This is a genomic window from Dinoroseobacter sp. PD6, assembly GCF_028807315.1.
Lineage (GTDB): Bacteria > Pseudomonadota > Alphaproteobacteria > Rhodobacterales > Rhodobacteraceae > Dinoroseobacter > Dinoroseobacter shibae.
Window position 1 is genome coordinate 94,333 of sequence record NZ_JARAMN010000008.1, and the last position, 19,820, is coordinate 114,152.

General features: G+C 65.2%; 25 protein-coding genes. 11 read left to right on the forward strand and 14 right to left on the reverse strand.

The window, feature by feature from the left end; translation table 11 throughout:
• Window positions 1-118: 118 nt before the first annotated feature.
• Both dnrF and PVW48_RS14045 read left to right on the forward strand, forming a co-directional pair.
• Entirely contained in the window at window positions 119-808 is a 690-nt protein-coding gene (dnrF, locus tag PVW48_RS14040; RefSeq protein WP_157865352.1) for an Fnr/Crp family transcriptional regulator DnrF, read from the forward strand.
• A gap of 54 nt (window positions 809-862) precedes the next feature.
• A complete protein-coding gene (locus PVW48_RS14045) occupies window positions 863-1,969 on the forward strand; it encodes a CaiB/BaiF CoA transferase family protein (protein ID WP_274581795.1) in 1,107 nt (368 codons plus the stop codon).
• Here the strand turns inward: PVW48_RS14045 and PVW48_RS14050 are convergent.
• From PVW48_RS14050 to fliF, 5 genes are all read right to left on the reverse strand, one after another.
• Complete coding sequence (locus PVW48_RS14050) at window positions 1,966-3,195, reverse strand: Coenzyme F420 hydrogenase/dehydrogenase, beta subunit C-terminal domain (protein ID WP_274581796.1); 1,230 nt, start codon at window positions 3,193-3,195, stop codon at window positions 1,966-1,968. The genes PVW48_RS14045 and PVW48_RS14050 overlap by 4 nt on opposite strands.
• A 74-nt stretch (window positions 3,196-3,269) precedes the next feature.
• Window positions 3,270-3,998: a flagellar type III secretion system pore protein FliP gene (gene fliP, locus PVW48_RS14055; protein ID WP_274581797.1), complete on the reverse strand. Its 729-nt coding sequence runs from the start codon at window positions 3,996-3,998 to the stop codon at window positions 3,270-3,272.
• 2 nt (window positions 3,999-4,000) lie between these two features.
• Window positions 4,001-4,270 carry a FliM/FliN family flagellar motor switch protein gene (locus PVW48_RS14060; RefSeq protein ID WP_012179926.1) on the reverse strand — a complete coding sequence of 90 codons (270 nt, stop codon included), beginning with the start codon at window positions 4,268-4,270 and terminating at the stop codon, window positions 4,001-4,003.
• Window positions 4,263-4,868, reverse strand: a complete 606-nt coding sequence (locus tag PVW48_RS14065) for a flagellar biosynthesis protein FliH (RefSeq protein ID WP_012179925.1) — start codon at window positions 4,866-4,868, stop codon at window positions 4,263-4,265. Before PVW48_RS14065 ends, PVW48_RS14060 begins: the two co-directional genes overlap by 8 nt.
• Window positions 4,868-6,538 carry a flagellar basal-body MS-ring/collar protein FliF gene (gene fliF / locus PVW48_RS14070; protein WP_274581798.1) on the reverse strand — a complete coding sequence of 557 codons (1,671 nt, stop codon included), beginning with the start codon at window positions 6,536-6,538 and terminating at the stop codon, window positions 4,868-4,870. The genes PVW48_RS14065 and fliF overlap by 1 nt, the downstream gene beginning before the upstream one ends.
• A 120-nt stretch (window positions 6,539-6,658) precedes the next feature.
• Between fliF and PVW48_RS14075 the strand changes: the two genes are divergently transcribed.
• The 9 genes from PVW48_RS14075 to PVW48_RS14115 all read left to right on the forward strand — a co-directional run bounded on the left by PVW48_RS14075 (window position 6,659) and on the right by PVW48_RS14115 (window position 15,291).
• Window positions 6,659-7,159 carry a flagellar basal body-associated FliL family protein gene (locus tag PVW48_RS14075; protein WP_012179923.1) on the forward strand — a complete coding sequence of 167 codons (501 nt, stop codon included), beginning with the start codon at window positions 6,659-6,661 and terminating at the stop codon, window positions 7,157-7,159.
• 8 nt (window positions 7,160-7,167) lie between these two features.
• Complete coding sequence (locus PVW48_RS14080; RefSeq protein ID WP_274581799.1) at window positions 7,168-7,551, forward strand: hypothetical protein; 384 nt, start codon at window positions 7,168-7,170, stop codon at window positions 7,549-7,551.
• A 20-nt stretch (window positions 7,552-7,571) separates the two neighbouring features.
• Window positions 7,572-8,156 (forward strand): MotE family protein, encoded by a 585-nt coding sequence (locus tag PVW48_RS14085; protein ID WP_274581800.1) that lies wholly within the window; start codon window positions 7,572-7,574, stop codon window positions 8,154-8,156.
• Window positions 8,157-8,205: 49 nt separating this feature from the next.
• Window positions 8,206-9,075, forward strand: coding sequence for a flagellar motor stator protein MotA (gene motA / locus PVW48_RS14090; protein WP_012179920.1), 870 nt, complete (start codon window positions 8,206-8,208; stop codon window positions 9,073-9,075).
• A complete protein-coding gene (locus tag PVW48_RS14095) occupies window positions 9,072-10,937 on the forward strand; it encodes a hypothetical protein (RefSeq protein WP_274581801.1) in 1,866 nt (621 codons plus the stop codon). Before motA ends, PVW48_RS14095 begins: the two co-directional genes overlap by 4 nt.
• Window positions 10,938-11,010: 73 nt before the next feature.
• Window positions 11,011-13,044: a flagellar biosynthesis protein FlhA gene (flhA, locus tag PVW48_RS14100; RefSeq protein ID WP_443112681.1), complete on the forward strand. Its 2,034-nt coding sequence runs from the start codon at window positions 11,011-11,013 to the stop codon at window positions 13,042-13,044.
• On the forward strand, window positions 13,041-13,814 hold the full coding sequence (locus PVW48_RS14105; protein ID WP_012179917.1) for a flagellar biosynthetic protein FliR: 774 nt from the start codon (window positions 13,041-13,043) through the stop codon (window positions 13,812-13,814). Before flhA ends, PVW48_RS14105 begins: the two co-directional genes overlap by 4 nt.
• Entirely contained in the window at window positions 13,811-14,899 is a 1,089-nt protein-coding gene (gene flhB / locus PVW48_RS14110; protein ID WP_274581803.1) for a flagellar type III secretion system protein FlhB, read from the forward strand. Before PVW48_RS14105 ends, flhB begins: the two co-directional genes overlap by 4 nt.
• A complete protein-coding gene (locus PVW48_RS14115; protein ID WP_044028079.1) occupies window positions 14,896-15,291 on the forward strand; it encodes a hypothetical protein in 396 nt (131 codons plus the stop codon). The genes flhB and PVW48_RS14115 overlap by 4 nt, the downstream gene beginning before the upstream one ends.
• Here PVW48_RS14115 and PVW48_RS14120 read toward each other — a convergent pair.
• The 9 genes from PVW48_RS14120 to PVW48_RS14160 are packed head-to-tail and all read right to left on the reverse strand — an operon-like array spanning window position 15,276 to window position 19,807.
• The gene (locus PVW48_RS14120; RefSeq protein WP_012179915.1) at window positions 15,276-15,767 is read right to left on the reverse strand and encodes a flagellar basal body-associated FliL family protein; all 492 of its coding nucleotides are present in this window, start codon (window positions 15,765-15,767) and stop codon (window positions 15,276-15,278) included. The two genes, PVW48_RS14115 and PVW48_RS14120, sit on opposite strands and share 16 nt — an antisense overlap.
• Window positions 15,768-15,775: 8 nt before the next feature.
• Window positions 15,776-16,504, reverse strand: a complete 729-nt coding sequence (gene flgH / locus PVW48_RS14125) for a flagellar basal body L-ring protein FlgH (protein WP_274581804.1) — start codon at window positions 16,502-16,504, stop codon at window positions 15,776-15,778.
• Window positions 16,505-16,516: 12 nt separating this feature from the next.
• Window positions 16,517-16,942 carry a flagellar basal body P-ring formation chaperone FlgA gene (gene flgA, locus PVW48_RS14130; protein ID WP_274581805.1) on the reverse strand — a complete coding sequence of 142 codons (426 nt, stop codon included), beginning with the start codon at window positions 16,940-16,942 and terminating at the stop codon, window positions 16,517-16,519.
• Complete coding sequence (gene flgG / locus PVW48_RS14135) at window positions 16,939-17,724, reverse strand: flagellar basal-body rod protein FlgG (protein ID WP_012179912.1); 786 nt, start codon at window positions 17,722-17,724, stop codon at window positions 16,939-16,941. Before flgG ends, flgA begins: the two co-directional genes overlap by 4 nt.
• 21 nt (window positions 17,725-17,745) lie before the next feature.
• Window positions 17,746-18,462 (reverse strand): flagellar hook-basal body complex protein, encoded by a 717-nt coding sequence (locus PVW48_RS14140; protein ID WP_012179911.1) that lies wholly within the window; start codon window positions 18,460-18,462, stop codon window positions 17,746-17,748.
• 6 nt (window positions 18,463-18,468) lie between these two features.
• Window positions 18,469-18,735 (reverse strand): flagellar biosynthetic protein FliQ, encoded by a 267-nt coding sequence (locus PVW48_RS14145; RefSeq protein ID WP_012179910.1) that lies wholly within the window; start codon window positions 18,733-18,735, stop codon window positions 18,469-18,471.
• Entirely contained in the window at window positions 18,735-19,013 is a 279-nt protein-coding gene (gene fliE, locus PVW48_RS14150) for a flagellar hook-basal body complex protein FliE (protein WP_012179909.1), read from the reverse strand. Before fliE ends, PVW48_RS14145 begins: the two co-directional genes overlap by 1 nt.
• Window positions 19,014-19,027: 14 nt before the next feature.
• Window positions 19,028-19,420 carry a flagellar basal body rod protein FlgC gene (gene flgC, locus PVW48_RS14155; RefSeq protein ID WP_274581806.1) on the reverse strand — a complete coding sequence of 131 codons (393 nt, stop codon included), beginning with the start codon at window positions 19,418-19,420 and terminating at the stop codon, window positions 19,028-19,030.
• A gap of 6 nt (window positions 19,421-19,426) precedes the next feature.
• Complete coding sequence (locus tag PVW48_RS14160; RefSeq protein ID WP_012179907.1) at window positions 19,427-19,807, reverse strand: FlgB family protein; 381 nt, start codon at window positions 19,805-19,807, stop codon at window positions 19,427-19,429.
• Window positions 19,808-19,820 lie beyond the last annotated feature (13 nt).

Below are 19,820 nucleotides of genomic sequence, written 5' to 3' on the forward strand. Positions count from 1 at the left end.
CGTCAGGCTGTCTCAGGACCTATGTCTTGAAACGTACCGCTCAAAAATTGATGCAGGTCAAAGATATTTTGCGCATGCAGCATTTATAATGGCACAGATCAAGGATGAGACCTGTACCATGTCCAATGCCTCTGTTGCTCAAGTCGCGCGTCTGCTGACCGGTCCTGATTGGCGCGGGCTGAGTGCAGAAGGGTTGAGCTTGCTCGCCCAGACCGCGGAGTTATGCAGCTTCGCCCAGGACGAGGATCTTACGCCCGGGATTTTTGTTATAATCGAGGGTCTTGTCGGAATGATGCGCGGCATTCGCGCGGATCAGAGTGCCGTGACCGCGCTTTACCTGAAATCCGACCTCGTCGATCTGACGCGCATTCCGGATGATGATCAGGATCGCCTCGTCGCCTTGCGACCAACCCGCGCCCTGCGATTTCCGGCGGAGGCGTTTCATGCTGCAATGCGGAATAGTCCTGAGCTTGCCGAGGCGGCCTATGCAAATATCAAGCGCCAGGCTTTCAACCTGCGTGAGCACGCGGCGGAATTGCACACCAAATCGCCCGATCAGCGTCTCGCGGCCTTCCTGCTCTGGATCGAGGCGCTGTCGGGGCTGGGCGAGAACCGCTCCGGCTTCGATCTGCCCATGCGCCGCTACGATCTGGCGCGCTATCTCGGGATGCAGCCCGAAACCCTCAGCCGCAAGATCAAGGCACTGGTCTCCACCGGCGCGATTTCGCAACGCTCCCCGACCCGACTGATCATCGAGGATCGCGACGCGCTCTCGGGCCTTGCGGTCGGCCCGCGCCGCGTCGCCTGATCCCGCGCTTGCGGCCCCGCCCCGCGATGCTAGTTTGGCGCGGGGGAGAGGCACATGACACCTTTGGAAGGCCTGAAAGTCGTCGAACTGGCACGCATCCTTGCCGGTCCCTGGATCGGCCAAGCGCTCGCGGATCTCGGCGCCGAGGTGATCAAGGTCGAAGCGCCCCAGGGCGACGACACCCGCACATGGGGCCCCCCCTTCATCACCCGCGACGGCGACCGCTCTGCGGCTTATTTCTATGCCGCCAATCGGGGCAAGCGGTCTGTCGTGGCCGATTTCCGCACCGAGGCGGGGCAGGCAAAGGTGCGCGACCTGGCCGCCGACGCCGATATCCTGATCGAAAACTTCAAGGTCGGCGGGCTGGCCAAATACGGACTGGATTATGCCGCGCTGGCCGCGATCAACCCCCGCCTGATCTATTGCTCGGTCACCGGGTTCGGTCAGGATGGGCCCTATGCCCATCGCGCGGGCTACGACTTCATGATCCAGGGCATGAGCGGGCTGATGTCGATCACCGGCGAGCCGGACGCCGCGCCCCAGAAGGTCGGCGTGGCTGTGACCGACATCGTCACCGGCCTTTACGGCACGATCGGCATCCTCGCGGCGGTCGAGCAGCGCCATCGCACCGGGCGGGGGCAGCATCTCGACATGGCCTTGCTCGATTGCGCTACGGCGCTTCTGGCCAACCAGGCAATGAACCAACTCGCCACCGGGATAGCGCCCACGCGGCTCGGCAACGCGCATCCCAACATCGTGCCCTACCAGGTCTTCGAGGCCGCGGATGGGCACATGATCCTTGCGGTCGGAAATGACGGGCAGTTTGCGAGCCTGTGCGAGATCCTCGATCTGCCCGGCACCGCCTCGGACCCGCGGTTCGCCACCAACGCGGGCCGGGTCGAAAACCGCGATGCGCTGACCGAGTTGCTGAGCCTGCGTTTGCGGGGCTGGTCCGTGGCGCAACTGCTTTCGGCGCTGGAGGCCGCGGGCGTCCCCGCAGGCCCGATCAACACCATCGACCAGGTCTTCGCCGACCCGCAGGTGCAGGCCCGCGGCCTGCAGATTTCTGTCGAAGGTGTGCCTGGGGTGCGCGGGCCGTGGCGGTTTTCCGATGCGGAGCTGTCCCTAGATCGGACCGCGCCGAAACTGCCCGACCCCTAATCCTCCGACCGCTCGCCCGGCTTCGGTGTCAGCCCATAGGGTTCTGCCAGCCGCCAGACATGGTCCGGGATCATCGCGCGCATCCGTTTCGGGTGCGCCCGGCGGAGGTGCAGAACCGTCTCCACCGCCTTCATCTCGACCCGGGCCCGCGCGAATTCCAACCCCTTGGGTCCGATCCTGGGCATCAGCCAGCCGACGATCCCCCGCGCCCAGTCAGGCATCTTGCGCAGGGGCAGCCCGCCAGCGGCCCGCGCCGTGTTCTCGGCAAACCCCTTGACCGACCCGGCCCGCTTGCCTGCCGATCCGGGCGTTTCCAGGCGCACCTCGTCGCCCAGCCGGTCGAGGATCTCCTGCCCCCGCGCGTTGCGCACGATCAGCCACTGGTCACCCTCGCCCGCCATGTAGCCCACCGTGATATCGGCCAGCGTATTGGTGTAGTCGACACAGGTCCGGCAGGTCATCGGGAAGAAATCGTTGGGCAGGTCCGACAGGGGCAGTTTCAGAAACGGGATGTCGCGGCGGCTGCCATCTGTGAAGCGCAACTCGACATGGTAATCGGCGCGAAACTCGAGATAGGTGATGTCCTCGGGCCGCGGCGAGAGGCGGGCGAGAAACTGGTGGAAGTTTTCCGTCGTGGTGTTGTCCGAACAGGGCGTGCCGATGACATAGAGCCGCTCGAACCCCAGCTCCGCCTCCATCGCGCGCAGGGCATAGACCTGGCAGGGGATGCCGATGATCGCCAGGCGCCGCAGACCGATTTTCGCCGCCGGCTCCAGCAGCGACAGCAATGGGGCGTACCCCATCCGCATCCCGCGCAGATGGGCCATCTCCGCGGGGTCGGTGATGATGACCGGGCGCGGGCGCCAGCTGTCCTCGGGGTCGGGCCCCATGCCGAGCACCGCGTCCACCGCCCCGTCCTCCAGCAGTTTTTGCGCAAGCCGCGTGGTTAGCCCGGTCCATTGCGCGCCTCGTTTGGGGGCGTGCAGGGCGGCGCGGTACATCCGCCGGTAGGGGCCGAAGAATTGCTCGTCGCCCCGGCCGGGATCCCGCGCCCGGCCATGCACCTGCGCTTCCATCTTCGGATAGTCCGGCTGGATGAACTGGCAGGCCTGTCCGCATTTCGCGGCAGCCTTGGTCCGCGACAGCCCGCAATCGGTGCACAGCTTGCGCGGGGCCGCGGGGCTGGGCGTTGGCGCCCAGAGGGCAGGCGGGGTCTGGTCGAGCATCGGCAGGTCCTTTTCGGTCTCGCCAATTCTGCGACATCCGCCAAAAATGTCAACTAAAGTTTACACTTTGCTCGTCACATGTAACTGCGCAGCAAAGCCTCCGACAGAAGCGTCCAACCATCGGCGACCACGAAGAACGCCAGCTTGAAGGGCAGCGACACGATCGCGGGCGGCACCATCATCATGCCCATGGACATCAGGATCGCCGCGACGATCAGGTCGATGATCAGGAAGGGCAGGAAGATCAAGAAACCGATCTGGAATGCCTTTTCGATCTCGCTCAGCAGGAAGGAGGGGATCAGCACCGAGATCGGCGGCGCGTCCAGCTCGAAGGGCGCGACCCCCGCGGTCTCCATCCGCAGATTGCCGAGTCTTGCGAGCGTTTCCGGGTCGGTCCGCGCCTGCATGAAGCGAATGAACGGCTCGAGCGCGGCGCGGAACCCTTCCTCCATGTCCACCGCCCCGTCCACCATGGGCTGAATACCCACGCTCCAGGCTTCGCGGAACACCGGGTCCATCACGAAATAGGTCAGGAAAAGCGCCAGGCTGATGATCAGCATGTTGGGCGGCGATTGCTGCAACCCGATCCCCTGGCGCAAAATCGACAGAACCGTCACCATGAACGGAAAACAGGTGATCATGATCGCCAGGCCCGGCGCAATGCTGAGCACCGTGATCAGGGCGATGATCTGGAAGGTGCGCGCCGAGAGCGAGGTCTCGTCGCCGAGATTGATGGCCAGCTCCTGCGCACCCGCACTGCCGGCAAACAGCGCCAGAAGCGCGAAGGCGAGGGCCAGCCGCATGGTCAGACGACGCGCTCGGGCGAGATCACCTCGGTCAGCCGAACCGACAGGCGGTGGCTGTCCGCATCTTCCTCCAGTACGCCGCGGGCGATCAGATGGGTGCCGACATAGAGCTCCACCGGATCCTCGATACGCTTGTCGAGCAACAGAACCGCGTCCTTTTCCAGGGCGAGCAGCTCCCGCACGGTGGGATGGGCCTGTCCCACGGACACGCTCAGGGCGATCGGTACGCCCACCAAGGGGCTTTCGGGACGCGGGCTCGGGTTATCCATGGGCCTCTTCCTCTTGCAGGTCCTCGAAGAAAGCCGTCGTGCAGCGCTGGATGTTTTCCAGAAGCGCTGCCGCGTCGACCTCGTGTGTCTCGTGACCCAGGGCGAACCGCACCTGGCCTTGGGAGAAGGTCGGCTCGGTGCGCAGCGCCACGGGCAGGCGGTCCTGCTGTGCCAGGAGTTCCTTGAGAAGTGCCTCGTCTTCCGGCGCGCAGACCAGGTCCACGGTGGTTTGGCTTTGCTCTTCGATCTGGGGCAGCAGGGTCTGTTCGAGGAGTTGCGTGAAATGCGCCCGCATCAACTCCGGCGTGACATGGTTGACCAGGGCGGCCACCAGGGGTTTGAGCGAGAAACACACCTGGCGCCGCGCCTCGAAGAAGGTGAAGGACAGCTCTTCGAGATTGCGTGCGAACTCCGCCTGGATATGGGTGTGCTCCATTTCGCTGGATTTCAGCGCGTCATCCCAGCCGGCCTGGTAACCCGCGTCGTACCCGGCCAGCCGCGCGGCTTCGATCTCCGCACTGGGCACGGTGCCTGACGTTGCTTCGGCGGAGGTCGTCTCCGGCGCCGCGAAGAAATCTTCGAGAGACAGGACATTCATCAGCGTACCTCCTCGTTTTCATTGATCCAGGAGCTCAGGATTTCGATGGTCTCGGTCTCCCGTTCCTTGATGAGCTGCCGCAGGCGCGTGACCGGGTCGCGCTCCTCGTCCTGAGACGTGAGCGTTCGGGCGGCCGCAGCGACATCCGACGCGTCGGTGCTGATCTCGCCGGACAGGACCTCTGGCGTTGCCTCCTTCGCAGCGGTGCCCGCGGATTGCTGCAGCCGGGCGACGAGGTTGGACCCCTTCTCGCCGGCGCGGGTCGCGGAACCGGCCGGCGCAGGCAGCCCGGCGGTCTCGGCCGCGGGCAATTGTGCCTGGGCGGGGGCTGATTTCAGGATCGGGCGCAAAACGAACAGTCCCAGGAACAGCGTCACGAGGGCCAATGCCGCGATCTGGATGACCGACATTGTGTCGACCGGCTGCGGCGCGAACCAGCCGCTGCCCTCCACCGGGTCGGGTGCGGCACTTCCCGGCATCTCCATCGAGCGCAGGGTGATGACATCGCCCCGGGTCTCGTCGAACCCGACGGTGGATTTGACCAGCTCTTCGAGGTCCGCCATCTCCCGGTCCGGGCGGGGCGTAAAGGAGACGGTCCCGTCTTCGGCCACGCTGGGAATACCATTGACAAGGACTGCGACGGTCAGGCGCTTGGTGGCCCCTGGCCCCCGCTCGATCTCGCGCTGGGTCTCGGACACCTCGTAGTTGATCCGTTCCCGCGTTTCGGTTTCGTTCTGAGCATCCTTGGCGGACTCGGCATTGGCATCGCCGTCGGGCAGGTTGCTCGCCACCGACACCGACCCTTCTGAATCCCGGGAACTCTGCAAGGTGCTTTCGGTCGTCTCGCGGCTCACCGGTACGGTGCCGTTGGGGTCGAACACCCGTTCCACGATCCGCTCGCGATCCCGCTCGGTTTCGATATTCACTTCGACGAACGCGTTGCCGACGCCCACCCTGGCCTCGAGCAGCCGTTCGATCCGCAGTTTCAGCGCGTCCGCCTTCGTCGTCTGCTCCGCGATGGCGGAGGCCGGGCCCTCCCCGGTCAGCATGGTGCCGCTGACGGCGTCTATGATCGACACGTTCTCCGGCCGCATCCCGGCAATGGCAGAGGACACGAGATACCTCAACGCATCGGCCTGCCCGCCCGACAGCGAGCCGCGCGCGGGCGTCAGGAAAACAGAGGCCGTGGGTTCCTTGCGCGCCTCGAAGGGACGGCTGCTGGCGGCTGAAACATGCACCCGGGCCGAGCGCACCGAGGCGCTCGAGGCGATCGTCCGTGCCAGCTCGCCTTCCTTGGCTCGCCAATATGCCGCATCGAACATCTGCGAGGTGGTACCGAACCCGGACAGGGAATCGAGCAATTCGTACCCCGCCCCGCCCGCGGCCGGCAGTCCTTCGGCAGCCAGGGCGATTCGCAGCCTGTCCTGCTGCGCGCGGTCCACGTAGATGCCTGTTCCACGCACCTGGTGCGCAATCCCGCGCTGTTCGAGGTTGGCAATGACCTCCCCCGCGGCGGCAGGTTCGAGGCCTGAATACAACAAGGCGTAATCCGGGGCCAACGCCGTACGGGACAAGGCCAAGAGCGCCCCGAATACCCCAAGGACCGCGGCAATGGCGATCAATTGGTTCCGCAGCCCAAGCCCGGTCCATGTGGTGCGTATCTGCTCCATGGCCATTCTTTCCCTTCTGACCTTCTGGTCGTCGATGAAGCCAAGCTAGAGCGGTCGGTCTTAATAATCGGTTAGTGCTGTTGAGCTAATCCGGTGGGAGAACGAACCGGGAAAGGTGACATGGCCGACGCGGCACAGACAGAGACCGAGGAAACGGAAGGCACGCCCAAGAAGAAGGGTGGAAAGCTGTTTCTGATCATTGGCTTGGTGCTTCTGCTCGCAGGCGGAGGCGGCGGTTTCTATGCCGTCTATTCCGGACTGATTCTCGCCCCGGCGACTGAAACCGCCGAGACCGAGCCCGAACCGCGGGACCAGGGCCCTGAAGTGGCCTTCGTGCCGCTTGACCCGCTGGTGGTGACGCTGGGGGAGAACGGTCGCAACTCCTATCTCCGGTTCACCGCCGAACTGGAAGTCGAGAGCCGCTATGAGACCGAGGTCGCCCATCTGCGACCCCGGGTGCTCGACGTGCTTAACGGCTACCTGCGTGCGGTCCAAGCCCAGGACCTCGAAGCGCCGGCCGCCCTCGCGCGGCTGCGCTCGCAGATGCTTCACCGGGTCCAGATCGTGACCGGCGAAGGCCGGGTGCGAGACCTTCTCGTGACCGAATTCGTGCTGAACTGAGGGGATCCATGACACTCATCGCAGACATCTTTCTCGCAGCAGGGGCGCTTGGCGCCGCGATCTATTGCCTTGTGCTGTCCCGGCGTCTCGCGCGGTTCTCAGATCTCGAAAAAGGCATGGGCGGCGCTATTGCAGTCCTGTCTGTCCAGGTCGATGACATGACCAAGGCACTGGCCAAGGCCCAGGGCACGGCGAGCACCGCGCAATCCGATCTCGATGCGGTCGCCGCCCGTGCCGAGGCCGCCGCGCAACGCCTCGAGCTACTTCTGGCGTCCATGCACGACCTGCCGACCCCCGCTGCGGAGGCCAAGCCGCAGCCGCAGCCGCAGCCCGCCGCCGAAGATGCCGCGATCCAGTGGCGCACGCGACGCCCTGTTGGGGGGGCCCTGTGATGGCCCGGGGAACCTTGTCCATGCGCAGCCTGACCCGGCCGTTGATGGTGGTGGCGATCATGCTGGTCGGTTCTGCCGCGATCCGTTTCTCGGAAGGAATCGGTCCGGTCATGGCCGATGCGACCAAGGGCGCCGTGGACAGCGGCGCCGCCGCCATCCGCGCGGCGACGGAGCCCGAGCTGGACCTTCTGCAGAAATCCCTGTTGTCGCGGGAGGCCGATCTGGTTGCCCAGGCCGAGATCGTGGCCGCCCGGGAAGCCGCGGCACAAGCCGCTGAAGAGGAAATCGCGCGCCGCCAGGCCGAGCTTGATGCGGCCGAGAACGAGCTGGCCCATGCGGAGGCGGACCTGGAACGTCGGGTCCGGACCGCCAAAACCGCGAACGAGACCGACATCGCCAAACTCGTGGCCGTCTACGAGGCCATGAAGCCGCAGGATGCCGCTGAGGTGTTCGAGGCGATGTCGCCCGAGTTCGCCTCCGGTTTTCTCAGCGAGATGTCCCCAAACACCGCCGCCATGATCCTCGCGGATCTGTCGCCGGAATTTGCCTACTCCGTGAGTGTTCTGATGGCCGGTCGCAATGCCGGTATGGACGAGTCGAATTGACGCCGGGCGCCTCCCACGCTCCGCGTTGCTTACCTGAAAGGGTCAAGGCGTGATTGGAATTATCGGAATAGTCGTTGTCTTCGTCATGGTCTTCGGGGGTTATCTCGCGGCTGGCGGCAAGATGGGCATCATCCTGAAATCCCTGCCGTTCGAGATGACGATGATCGGGGGCGCCGCGGTGGGTGCCTTCGTGATCGGCAACGACATGAGTGGCATCAAGCACACGCTCAAGGACGTCAAGAAGGTGTTCAAGGGGCCGACCTGGCTGGCGCAGGACTACAAGGACCTTTTGTGCCTGCTGTTCGAACTCATCCGGCTGGCGCGCCAGAACCCGGTGGGGCTCGAAGAGCATATCGAGGACCCCGCGGCCTCCAATATCTTCTCGAAGTATCCCAAGATCATGGCGGACCGCGAAGCGATCGACCTGATCGCCGACACCATGCGCAGCGCGGCGATGAATTACGACGACCCTCACCAGGTCGAGGAAGTTCTGGAGAAACGGATCGAGTCCAATCACGAGCATGCCATGCATGGCAGCCACGCGCTGCAGACCGTCGCGGACGGCCTGCCCGCCCTCGGCATCGTCGCGGCCGTTCTCGGCGTGATCAAGACCATGGGCTCCATCGACCAGCCGCCCGAGATCCTCGGCAAACTCATCGGCGGCGCGCTCGTCGGCACCTTTCTGGGGGTGTTTCTGGCCTACGGTCTCGTCGGGCCGTTCTCGGCCAAGGTCAAATCCGTGGTCGAGGAAGACGCGCATTTCTACCTGCTGATTCGCGAGGTTCTCGTCGCCAACCTGCACAAGCACACGGTCAACAACTGTATCGAGGTGGGCCGTCAGAACACGCCCAGCCACATCCGCCCGACCTTCTCGGACCTCGAAGAGGCGCTCAAGCAACTCAAGCAGGAGGCCGCATGATCCGCGCCCTTCCGCTTGCGCTGCTGGTTGCCGGGCTTGTCCCGCCTGCCTTTGCGGCCGAGATCCGTTCCGGGGAGCACGCGGATTTCTCCCGCCTCGTGATCCAGTTCGACGGCACGTTCGACTGGGAGTTCGGCCGGTCCGCGGATGGCTACGTCCTGCGATCGGAGGGGCTCGAGGCGGCCCTCGACACGTCCCGCGTCTTCACCCTGATCCCGCGCGACCGGATTGCGCGGATTGTGCATGACCGGGATGGCGCGGAGTTCCAGATCACCCTTGGCTGCGACTGCCATGGCGATGCGTTTGAGATCCGCGCCGGACGTGTCGTGATCGACATCAAGGATGGAAAGGCGCCCGAAAACAGCCCGTTCGAAACCGTGCTGACCGGGTCCGCCGCCCCCGTGCCCGTCCCGTCGTCCACTCCACCCGAGGATGTGGTGGACACTCCGGTGCCGGTGGCAACGCGCGCGGCGCCGGCTGAGTTCGAAACCTCGGCCTTCCGGGATGAATTGGTCCGCGGGCTGTCGCGCGCGATGACCCAGGGTCTTGTCGGGTCGGGCCTGTCGCTCGATGACCTGCTCTCGGCGCCCGATCCGACGCCGGTCGAGCCGGAACCGCCGGTCCAGACGGCCGACCCGGAACCCGAGCGGGACGCGCCGGGCGAGATCGGGCTCAGCACCATGACCCAGGTCGAGATCGACCGGCTGCGCAGGTTCCTGAACGATCCCGTGAGCGAAGCGCAGCAATGCGCCAAGCTTGCCGATCTCGACCTGGCTCTTGACGCCTCCGACCCCCTGGCCAAAGTGCGCCACGACCGGGCGGCGCTCTTCGATCCCATGGGCCGCTTGTCTCCCTCTGTCGCATTCGATCTTGCGGTTGCGTATCTTTCGCTGGGCTTCGGGGCCGAGGCGCTCGAAATACTGCAGCTCGTGGACCAGGACGATCCCAGAACCGCGGCCTACCAGGCCATCGCGGCCATTCTCGAACAGCAATCCATCCAGACGGAAAACCCGTTCTGGGGCCAGATCGAATGCCGCGGCGGCTACGTGATCTGGGAGGTGCTTTCGCGCAACATCGCCAGCCGTCTCGACGAAGAGCATCTGCGCGGCATCCAACTCCATTTTCTCGAGCTGCCCAAGCAGTTGCGCCGCCGCATCGGTCCCGAGCTGGGCATGAAACTCGCCGATGCCGGCTATGTCGAAGTGGCCCAGGTCATCCGCAACAGCCTGGTGCGCGCCGAAAGCGAGGATTTCCCGGCGCTTCGCAACCTCGACGCGTCCATGGACCTCGAAACCGACAACCCGCTCGGCGCGATCCGGCATCTCGAAGAACTCGTGCTCTCCCGCGGCGATGAAAGCCCCGGTGCCCTCGCACGTCTGTTCCGCGCCTATTTCGCCGAAGGCATGGCACCCCCGGAACAGTTTCGAGAACTCCTGTCGAGCTACAGCTTCGAGTTGCAAGGCTCCGAGCTCGGTCATAATCTCGCGATCCTCGAAGTCGAGATGCTCCTGCGCAACGATGCGGCGCCACGCGCGCTCGAGATCGTGGCCCGGATCGAAGAAGGCGAGCGGACCCTCTCGTCCAGCGAGACGACGCAGCTTCTGCAGGCCAGCCTGAATGTGCGGAACGATGTCGGCTTTGCGCGCTTCGTCATGGACCGCATGGCCTTCGTCACTTCCCGCGACATCTCCAAGGAGCTGTTCGAAACCCTCCTGACCCGCGTGATCGACGCAGGCCTGCTCGAATTGGCCCAGCACCTGCTGGACGAAGCCCAACAGAAACCGCCCGAGCTCACAGAGCGTCTCCTGGCCCTGCATGCGGACCGCCAGGCGCGCGTCCTGCTGGCGCTGGACGGACGGTAAGGGAAACGTCGTGATCAAAGAGAACGTCGTCAGCAGCCGACACTTCCTGCAGCCCACCGTCTTCTTCGTGATCATGCTGCTGGGCATCATCGTCATGATGATCCTGCCCATGCCCTCGATCGTGCTCGATATCGGGCTGGCGCTGTCCTTCTCGCTCTCGATCCTGATCTTCACGGTCACGCTCTTCATCAACCGGCCCCTCGATTTCTCGGCCTTCCCCACGGTGCTGCTCGCGTCGCTGATGCTGCGGCTGTCCCTGAACGTCTCGTCGACCAAGCTGATCATCGGGCAGGGGCACGAGGGCACCCATGCTGCCGGCGGCGTGATCGAAGGCTTCGCCAATTTCGTCATGGGCGGCAGCATCTTTCTCGGCCTCGTGGTGTTCCTCGTGCTGCTGATCGTGAACTTCATCGTCATCACCAAGGGCGCCTCGCGCATGGCCGAGGTGGGCGCCCGCTTCGCCCTCGACGGGATGCCGGGCAAACAGCTCGCGATCGACGCCGACATGTCCGCCGGGGCCATCGACCACGCCGAGGCGAAGCGCCGCCGCGAAACCGAACAGGCCGAAACCACCTTCTTCGGCTCGCTCGACGGGGCGTCGAAATTCGTCAAGGGCGACGCGGTCGCGGGGCTTCTGATCACCGCGCTGAACCTGATCATGGGCCTTGTGATCGGCATGACCCTCCATGACATGCCCCTGGGGGAGGCGTTTCGCACCTACTCCATCCTGACCGTGGGCGACGGGCTCGTGACCCAGATCCCCGCGGTCATCATCTCGATCGCGGCCGCCCTGCTGCTGGCCAAGGGCGGCTCGGACGAAAAGGCCGACATCGCCATCAGTGCGCAATTCGGACGCCACCCGGCCGCGCTGGCCACGGTCGGCTTCATGATGTTCCTCTTCGCCCTGATCCCCGGACTGCCCTTCATCCCCTTCACACTTGGGGCGATGGTGCTCGGGGGGGCGGCGCTCTATCTCTACCGCAAGACCCCCGACAGCCCGGAGGGGGAGGACAAGCCCGCCGCACAAACCGACCGCCCGCGCGAGGCGACCATGGGCGATATCCTCGACGTGGACGAAATCCACGTCACCTTCTCGACCGACCTTGTCTCCTCGATCCTCGACGCCGCGGGTGGCCTCGACACCCGGATCCAGAGCATGCGCAACCATATCGCCAGCGAGTTCGGCGTCATCCTGCCCGAGATCCGCCTGACCGACGATGCCGGCCTGCCGGATGCCAGCTACGCCATTTTCCTGCATGGCGTCGAAGAGGCCCGCGGACAGCTCTACCCCGATCGCATCTTGCTGCTTTTGCCCGAAGAAGGTTTCCGCGAGCCGACCGAGTACGACGTCAAGGAGCCGGTCTACGGCGCCCCCGCCCGCTGGATCGAGAAGTCCGAGCGCGACGAGGTCTCGCTGCTCGGCATGACCACCGTCGCCTCGACCGAAGTTCTGGCCACCCACCTGCTCGAAGTGGTGAAGGGCAACCTGGCGCGGCTGATGACGCTCAAGGCCCTGCGCAAACTGATCGGAGAGCTGACCAATACCGCCGACGCCGCCCGCAACGAGGCCAATCGCCTGCTCGTCGAAGAACTGATCCCCGACCGCGTCACCAACGACACGTTGATCGCGATCCTGCGCCTGCTGCTGGAAGAGCGGGTCTCGATCCGCAACCTGCCCCTCATTCTCGAGGCCATCGCCGAGGCCAAGCAGATCAGCTCCGCCATCGACGGTATCCATGAATATGTCCGGCAACGGCTCTCTTTCCAGATCGTCTCCGACCTCAAGCGCAGCGATGGCACCATCCCCCTGATCCAGCTCGCCCAAGAGTGGGAGCAGATCTTCGCCGCAAACTCCATCGGCCGCGAGGACGGCGCCGCGGACGTGGCCCTGCCGCCCGAACTGTTCCAGAAGCTGATCCAGAACGCGTCCGAAAAGGTGGTCAAGGCCAATGAAAGCGGCGTGAATCCGGCGATCGTGACCTCCGTCCGGCGCCGCCGCTTCCTCTCCACGGTGCTGGCGAGCAAGGGCCTGCAGGTGCCCGTATTGTCCTTCGAAGAGCTCGGGAAAACCAACCGGCCCTCCCTGGTCGGGGTGGTCTCCGCGTGACCTGGACCCTGGCAGAAATCGCCGGCGATGTGTTTCCGGTTTTCATCCTGGCACTTCTGCGGATCGGCGCGGCCATGGCCTTCCTGCCCGCCTTCGGCGAGCGCGCGGTCCCCCTCCGCATCAAGCTGGTGCTCACCCTCGCGCTCACGGCGCTTGTCCTGCCCACGCTGCTGGCCACCGGCGCACCGCCGCTGGAGCGCCCGGCGGACTGGGTGCTGGCGGGCGGCGCCGAGGTCGTGAGCGGCCTGTTTCTCGGCTTCACCTTCCGGCTGATGGTTTTCGCGCTGCAGGTCGCCGGCACGATCGCGGCCCAGTCCACCTCGCTTGCCCAGGTTTTCGGCGGTGCGGTGACACCGGATCCGCAACCGGCGCTGGGCAATATCTTCCTGATGGCCGGACTGGCGCTCGCCGCGCTTTCGGGGCTCCACGTCCACCTGACCGAGGCCTTCCTTCTGTCCTTCCTGCTGCTGCCGGTCGGCAATTTTCCCAATTCCGACATCATCAGTGCCTGGGCCATCGCCGATGTCAGCCGGATGTTCGTCGTGGGCTTCACGCTCTCGGCTCCGTTCGTGGCGGCCGCGATGCTCTACAACCTTGCGCTCGGGGCGATCAATCGGGCCATGCCGCAACTGATGGTGGCCTTCGTCGGTGCCCCGGCCCTGACCCTCGGCGGCCTGGCTCTCGCCGCCCTCAGCGTCCCCTTCCTGCTGACCCACTGGTGGTACCTTTTCGAGGCGTCGATCTTCGCGCCCTTCGGACCCGTGAGATGAGCGAAGACGAATCCCCCGACGACAAGCCGTTCGAGGCGTCCGAGAAAAAGCTGCTCGACGCGCGCAAGAAGGGCGAGCTGGTCAAATCGACCGACCTCATCGCCACCGGCAGCTATGGTGGCCTGATCCTCGGCCTCGTCTTCGCCGGGGCGGGCACCCTGACGATCTCCGCCGCCACCATGCAGGGCCTGTTGCGCGAGGCCGACACCCTTGCGCCCGAGCTGTTCGCCGGCGGCGCCTCCAGCATCTCGCTCACCCTGATCCTCGGCACGGTCGGTGCCCTGTCGCTGTGGTTCTTCCTGCCCATGCTCGGCGCCATCGCCAGCCTCGTGCTGCAACGGGCGCTGGTCTTCGCCCCGACCAAGCTGGAGCCGAAGCTCAACCGGATCTCGATCCTGTCCAACGCCAAGAACAAGTTCGGCCGCGAGGGGCTGTTCGAATTCCTGAAAAGCACCTTCAAACTCGTCGTGTTCTCGATCCTGCTCGGGCTGCTCTTCATGTACGAGCTCGACACCATGATCAGCCTCGCCGCCCAGCCGGTCAGCGCGATCATCGGGTTCGTCTTCTACCTGCTGATCGAATTTCTCGCCCTTGTCTTCCTGGCCACCCTGCTGATCGGTGGTGTGGATTACATCTGGCAACGCGCGCAACACCTGCGCAAGAATCGCATGTCCCGGCAGGAGGTGGTGGACGAAACCAAATCCGCCGAGGGCGACCCGCACTCCAAACAGTACCGCCGTCAGCGTGCAATCGAGATCGCGACCCAGCAGATGCTGGCCGATGTGCCCGATGCCAGTGTCGTGGTGGTCAACCCGACCCATTATGCCGTGGCCCTGAAATGGGACCGGTTCTCCCCCACCGCGCCCATCGTGGTGGCCTCGGGCGTCGACCACGTGGCCGCGGCCATTCGCCAACGCGCCCAGGAGGCCGGGGTCCCGATCCACCGCGACCCGCCCACCGCCCGGGCGCTCTACGCGACCTGCAAGCTGGGTCAGGAAATCCCGCGCGCTCAGTTCAAGGCCGTCGCCGCCGCGATCCGCTTCGCCGAGGCGATGCGCGCCAAAGCCCGGAAGACACCGCTATGACCCCCGATGAACTCGCTGCCCTCGCCATGTTGGCCGAAGTAAAGAAACAACAGGAACTCGCGCGCCTGCATCCGCTCCTGGCCGCGCGGCAAGCCCTGACCGAGGAGATCGCGGGCCTGCGCACCCGTCTTGCCGCTCCGCCCGCCAGCCCCGAAGATCCCGGCGCGCTGCTGCGCGCCTCCGAGCATCGTGCGGTACTCGACAAGAAGCTGCGTGAAAAACTGCAAGCTCTCAGCCGACTGGAGGCGCTGATCGCCCAGGCCTCCCCGGCGCTGGCGCGGGCCACTGCGCGGTTGGACGTGGCTGAAAAACTGGAAACCGATGCCCGCAAGGCTCAGAAGAAACGCGCCGCCGCCCTGCAGCTGGCGCGCAACACTCAGCTCACGTCCTGACGGACGATATCCATCACCAGAACATCCTTGATGTCATCGCCCATGAGCGACCGGGTCGCCTCGCGCATGGCCAGCCGCAGTGTCTTGAGCGTGAAGCTCTCTGTGAACACCCCGTCGAACCCGCCCGAATTTGAATGATCGAACAGGACCGCCAGCAGCGTGTCGCGGATCCGCGGCTCCTTGGCATAGACCTCTTCGCGCAGCCCGTTCGTCACCTCCAGCGTGATCGACAGCACCACCAGAGATGCCACCCGGCCGTCCCGTACCACCGGGACCACGAACTGGTTGTTGAGCTTCACATACTCGAAATTGCCGCTGGGATCGAAAGACTCCTCGGTGGAGATATCGGGCTCTTCCACCACTTCCGGCGTCTCGGTCACCTCCGGCTCCGGCGGGGGCGGGCGCAGAAAATACCCCGCAGCCCCGCCGCCGCCAAGGCCGACAATCAACAACAGGATCGGAAGGATCTTTTTCATGGTACGCCTCAGAACGGCAGAATGATGTCGGCGATCTGCTGGCCGTAGCGCGGCTGCTGAACGTCCGTGATCTGACCGCGTCCGGCATAAGAGATCCGCGCCGAGGCGATCTTGTCATAGGTGATCTCGTTCTGCCGCGAGATGTCCTCGGGCCGCACGAACCCGGTCACGATCAGCTCGCGCAGCTCGAAATTGACGCGCACCTCCTGGGTGCCCTGGATCTCGAACACCCCGTTCGGCATCACGCCGACGACCGTGGCCGCGACCCGCAAGGTCAGTTTCTCGCGCCGCGAGACCGACCCGTCGCCGGAGGATGACCCGTTCGACGAAACCCCGACCGCCGATCCCAGGCTCGCCCCCTCGGGCAACCGGGGATCGATCCGCTGGGGCAGGCCGAAGAAATCGTCGATGGCCAGGGTTTCGCTTCCCGAGCGCGAGCGTTCGGAACTGTTGGAAATCTCGGCACGATCGTCGATCTCGATCACCACGGTCAGGATATCGCCGTTCTGACCCGCCCGCCGGTCCCCCAGCAGCGAGTTGCGCGTCCCGCTCCAGAGCGAGGCGCGCTCCGGGGCCCGGTCGATCGTCCGGTCACTGGCAATCGGGGCCGAGATCATGGCCTGGTATTCGCTGCCCGAGGACGACGCCGTGAAGTCAGGGGCCTGACCCACATCTGCGATCCGCCCGCACGCGCTCAGCACGACAAGACAGGCGACGAAAGGAACAAAAACGCGCATGGGTCACTCCGCTCAGGGGGTTTCGACAATGGCTTGGCCGGGCCCGGTGACTCGGGCGCGGACAGTGGTCTTGGAGGAAATGTTCAGCACCCGCAGGGACTCTCCCAGCCCCGCGCGCCCCAGGGCCCGCCCCTCGGTCGCGATCCGCATGAAGGGCGTGGCGTAGACCAGCGAGACGAGCTCGTTGCGCTCCACCAGGGCCGGGGGACCGACCTGGTCGGCCAGGATCGGGCGCCCGGCATAAAGGATCACGCGGCTCTCCAGCCCGATCGCCTCCTCGAGACGGCTCAGTGCCCCCGGCGTGCTGCCCGGGGTCAGGTTCAGGTCCTCCGCCGTCAGGATGGCCTGGGCCCGGATGGTCCGTGCGGCCACCAGGGTCTCTGCGGCAGCGGGCACGCCCATCAGGACAGCGAGGGAGAGAATCAGCCAACGGGTCATCGGATCTGCGACGTCGCCCCCATCATCTGGTCGGCGGCGGTCATCACCTTGGAATTCAACTCGTATCCGCGCTGCGCCTCGATCAGCTCGGTCACCTCGCGCACCGCATCCACCGAGGAGGCCTCCAGGTACCCCTGCCGGAAGGTGCCCAGCCCATCCTCGCCCGGCACCCCGATCAGCGGCGGGCCGGAGGCGTTGGATTCCATGAACAGGTTGCTCCCGATGGCCTCCAGTCCCTTGGCATTGGTGAACCCGGCCAGCGAAAACTGCCCCAGAAGCTCCGGCTCGACCGTGTCGCGGAAATAGGCATAGACCTCGCCCTCCGCATCCACGGAGATCCGCATGGTGCCCTCGGGAATGACGATCTCCGGCACCACCGGATAGCCGTCCGAGGTCACGATCAGCCCCTCGGCCGAGCGTTTGAGCGACCCGTCTCGGGTATAGGCCGAGGCCCCGGAGGGCAACGTGACCTCCAGATACCCCTTGCCCTCGATCGCCAGGTCCAGGTCGCCCCCGGTCTGCGACAGCGAGCCCTGGCTCAGCTCCACGGTGACCGCGGCCGCCCGCACCCCGAGACCCAGCTGGACCCCCGTGGGCAGGGCGGTCCCGTCGGAGGCATTGATCGTCCCCGGCGCCTTGACCTGCTGGTAATGCAGGTCGGCGAATTCGGCCCGGCGCGCGTTGTAGCCGGTGGTGTTCATGTTCGCGAGGTTGTTCGAGATCACCTCGACCCGCATCTGCTGGGCGCTCATGCCCGTGGCGGCGATTGTCAGAGCACGCATTCTGCCTCTCTTTCCGGCCGGTTAGCGGCCAAGGGTCTGGATGACGGTCTTGATCCGGTCATCTTCCTTGTCGATGAAGGACTTCGCGGATTCGTAGCGGCGCTGAACCTCGATCATGCGCGCCACCTCCACGATGGGGTTGACGTTGGAGCCTTCGATGAAGCCCTGGTGCACGCTGGCATTCTCTGCCGGCAAAACCCCGCCATTGGGGATGAAGGACGCACCGGGTGCGCGCTCCATCAACAGCGGGTCCTCGGGCACGACCAGCCCGATATTGGTCAACGGCCGGCCATCGGCGCTCAGGGTGCCGTCGGCGGCCACCGCGATGCTGCGGGCATCGGGCGGAATGAACACTGGCGCCCCCCCGGCATCGAGCAGCTGGTAGCCATCCGGCGTGACCAGCAACCCGTTGGCATCGGGCTCGAACGCCCCGGCCCGGGTCAGCCGTACCCCCTCGGGGGCCGCGACCTGGAAAAACCCGTCCCCCTCGATCGCCATGTCGAAGGATCCGCCGGTCTGGCGCAGCATGCCCTGGCTGTAATTGGTGATCTTCGCGCCACTGTCGGTCATCGAGATCGACGCCTGCCCATGGCCCGTGGCCTGCACGTATTCCGAGAACACCAGCCCCTCGGCCCGGTAGCCTGTGGTCGAGATGTTGGCGATATTGTTGGCGATCACCGTCATCTCGCGTTTCAACGCGTTCTGGCGGGACAGGGCGGTGTATTGTGTGGCGTCCATGGCGGGTCAGAACCTCTCGATCGTCGGCAGGATTTCCGCCTGGAAGAAGTCCGTGAGGGTTTCGGTCATGAAGCTCATGCTCACCCAGAACACCGCCAGCATCAGCGCCGCCTTGGGCACGAAGGTCAATGTCATCTCCTGCACCGAGGTCAGGGCCTGGAACAGACCCACGATCACCCCCGCCACCAGCGCCACGGTCAGGATCGGCGCCGACATCAGGACCGATACCCAAAGCCCCTGCCGCAGGGTGTCGAAGAAGATGATCTCCGTCATCAGACCGGCATCCTCAGGATTTCCTGGTAGGCCTCGACCACCTTGTTGCGCACGGTCACCGCGGTCTCCACGGCCAGCTCGGTCTGGGCCAGTGCCTCGACCAGGGCATGGGGATCCGCCCCGCCGGTCATCGCCGCTTGCGTGACGGCCTCGCCGTTCTGGAGCGTTTCGGCAAAGCTCCGCGCCGCACCGGCAATGTCGGGCCCTTCGTGTTTCGGCGCGGTCAGCTCCTTGGAACGTGTGTAGAGCTGTGCCGCCGTGCTGGAACGGATATCCATTCTAAACTCCGATCTTAGCGTTTGAGTAGTTCGAGCAGGGAGCGCGACATCTGCCGGGCGTTGTCGAAGCTGCGCAGGTTCGCTTCGTAGCTGCGCTGGGCTTCCCGGGCGTCGGCCACCTCGATCATGGTGTTGACGTTCGAGCCATCGTAATTCCCGGTCGTATCCGCGAGCGGATGGGTCGGGTCGTAGATCTTCTTGAACGGCGAGTCGTCGAGCGAGATCTTCAGAACCGCCACCCCGTCGCTGCCGTCGAACGTATCGAACATCTGCTGGAACTCGGACTGCTTGCGCTGGTAGCCGGGCGTGTCCGCGTTCGCGATGTTCTGCGAGACCACGTTGAGCCGCTGGGCCTGGGCCATCAGCCCGCTGGCCGACACGGTCATGGATTTGAGTAGATCACCCATCGCCCGTCACCTCCCCAGGCTCGTGCGCAGGATGCTCATGGAGGTCTTGTAGACCGACAGGGCCAGCTCGTGCTGGTGCCGGTTCTCCGCCATGCGGATCATCTCATGTTCAAGGGAGACCGAGTTGCCATTGGGTGCCACGGGGGTATCCAGCACCGTCTGCACCGACAGGTCGAGCCCGCGATGGGCACCGAAGGCATGGTCGTCGCGCGTGGCCCGCAGCCCGGAGGAGGTCATCTCACGGTAGCTGTCGGTGAAATCCTTCAGATCCTGCGTGCGGTACCCGGGCGTATCCGCGTGGGCGATATTCCGGGCGATCACGCCGTGCCGCTCGTTGGCATGGGCGACCATGGCACTCGCGGTATTGAGAATCGTCAAATTTTTCATATCGGGGCTTCTC

Excerpts from the sequence above, each read along its gene's own strand:
- fliP (WP_274581797.1), bottom strand. The coding sequence starts at position 3,998 with ATGCGGCTGGCCCTCGCCTTCGCGCTTCTGGCGCTGTTTGCCGGCAGT.
- PVW48_RS14080 (WP_274581799.1), top strand. The coding sequence starts at position 7,168 with ATGACACTCATCGCAGACATCTTTCTCGCAGCAGGGGCGCTTGGCGCC.
- PVW48_RS14060 (WP_012179926.1), bottom strand. The coding sequence starts at position 4,270 with ATGGATAACCCGAGCCCGCGTCCCGAAAGCCCCTTGGTGGGCGTACCG.
- PVW48_RS14115 (WP_044028079.1), top strand. The coding sequence starts at position 14,896 with ATGACCCCCGATGAACTCGCTGCCCTCGCCATGTTGGCCGAAGTAAAG.
- flgC (WP_274581806.1), bottom strand. The coding sequence starts at position 19,420 with ATGGGTGATCTACTCAAATCCATGACCGTGTCGGCCAGCGGGCTGATG.
- flgA (WP_274581805.1), bottom strand. The coding sequence starts at position 16,942 with ATGACCCGTTGGCTGATTCTCTCCCTCGCTGTCCTGATGGGCGTGCCC.
- PVW48_RS14065 (WP_012179925.1), bottom strand. The coding sequence starts at position 4,868 with ATGAATGTCCTGTCTCTCGAAGATTTCTTCGCGGCGCCGGAGACGACC.
- PVW48_RS14045 (WP_274581795.1), top strand. The coding sequence starts at position 863 with ATGACACCTTTGGAAGGCCTGAAAGTCGTCGAACTGGCACGCATCCTT.
- dnrF (WP_157865352.1), top strand. The coding sequence starts at position 119 with ATGTCCAATGCCTCTGTTGCTCAAGTCGCGCGTCTGCTGACCGGTCCT.
- flhB (WP_274581803.1), top strand. The coding sequence starts at position 13,811 with ATGAGCGAAGACGAATCCCCCGACGACAAGCCGTTCGAGGCGTCCGAG.
- PVW48_RS14120 (WP_012179915.1), bottom strand. The coding sequence starts at position 15,767 with ATGAAAAAGATCCTTCCGATCCTGTTGTTGATTGTCGGCCTTGGCGGC.
- PVW48_RS14140 (WP_012179911.1), bottom strand. The coding sequence starts at position 18,462 with ATGGACGCCACACAATACACCGCCCTGTCCCGCCAGAACGCGTTGAAA.
- PVW48_RS14050 (WP_274581796.1), bottom strand. The coding sequence starts at position 3,195 with ATGCTCGACCAGACCCCGCCTGCCCTCTGGGCGCCAACGCCCAGCCCC.
- PVW48_RS14095 (WP_274581801.1), top strand. The coding sequence starts at position 9,072 with ATGATCCGCGCCCTTCCGCTTGCGCTGCTGGTTGCCGGGCTTGTCCCG.
- fliE (WP_012179909.1), bottom strand. The coding sequence starts at position 19,013 with ATGGATATCCGTTCCAGCACGGCGGCACAGCTCTACACACGTTCCAAG.
- flhA (WP_443112681.1), top strand. The coding sequence starts at position 11,011 with ATGCTGCTGGGCATCATCGTCATGATGATCCTGCCCATGCCCTCGATC.
- PVW48_RS14075 (WP_012179923.1), top strand. The coding sequence starts at position 6,659 with ATGGCCGACGCGGCACAGACAGAGACCGAGGAAACGGAAGGCACGCCC.
- PVW48_RS14145 (WP_012179910.1), bottom strand. The coding sequence starts at position 18,735 with ATGACGGAGATCATCTTCTTCGACACCCTGCGGCAGGGGCTTTGGGTA.
- fliF (WP_274581798.1), bottom strand. The coding sequence starts at position 6,538 with ATGGAGCAGATACGCACCACATGGACCGGGCTTGGGCTGCGGAACCAA.
- PVW48_RS14085 (WP_274581800.1), top strand. The coding sequence starts at position 7,572 with ATGCGCAGCCTGACCCGGCCGTTGATGGTGGTGGCGATCATGCTGGTC.
- flgH (WP_274581804.1), bottom strand. The coding sequence starts at position 16,504 with ATGCGCGTTTTTGTTCCTTTCGTCGCCTGTCTTGTCGTGCTGAGCGCG.
- flgG (WP_012179912.1), bottom strand. The coding sequence starts at position 17,724 with ATGCGTGCTCTGACAATCGCCGCCACGGGCATGAGCGCCCAGCAGATG.
- PVW48_RS14160 (WP_012179907.1), bottom strand. The coding sequence starts at position 19,807 with ATGAAAAATTTGACGATTCTCAATACCGCGAGTGCCATGGTCGCCCAT.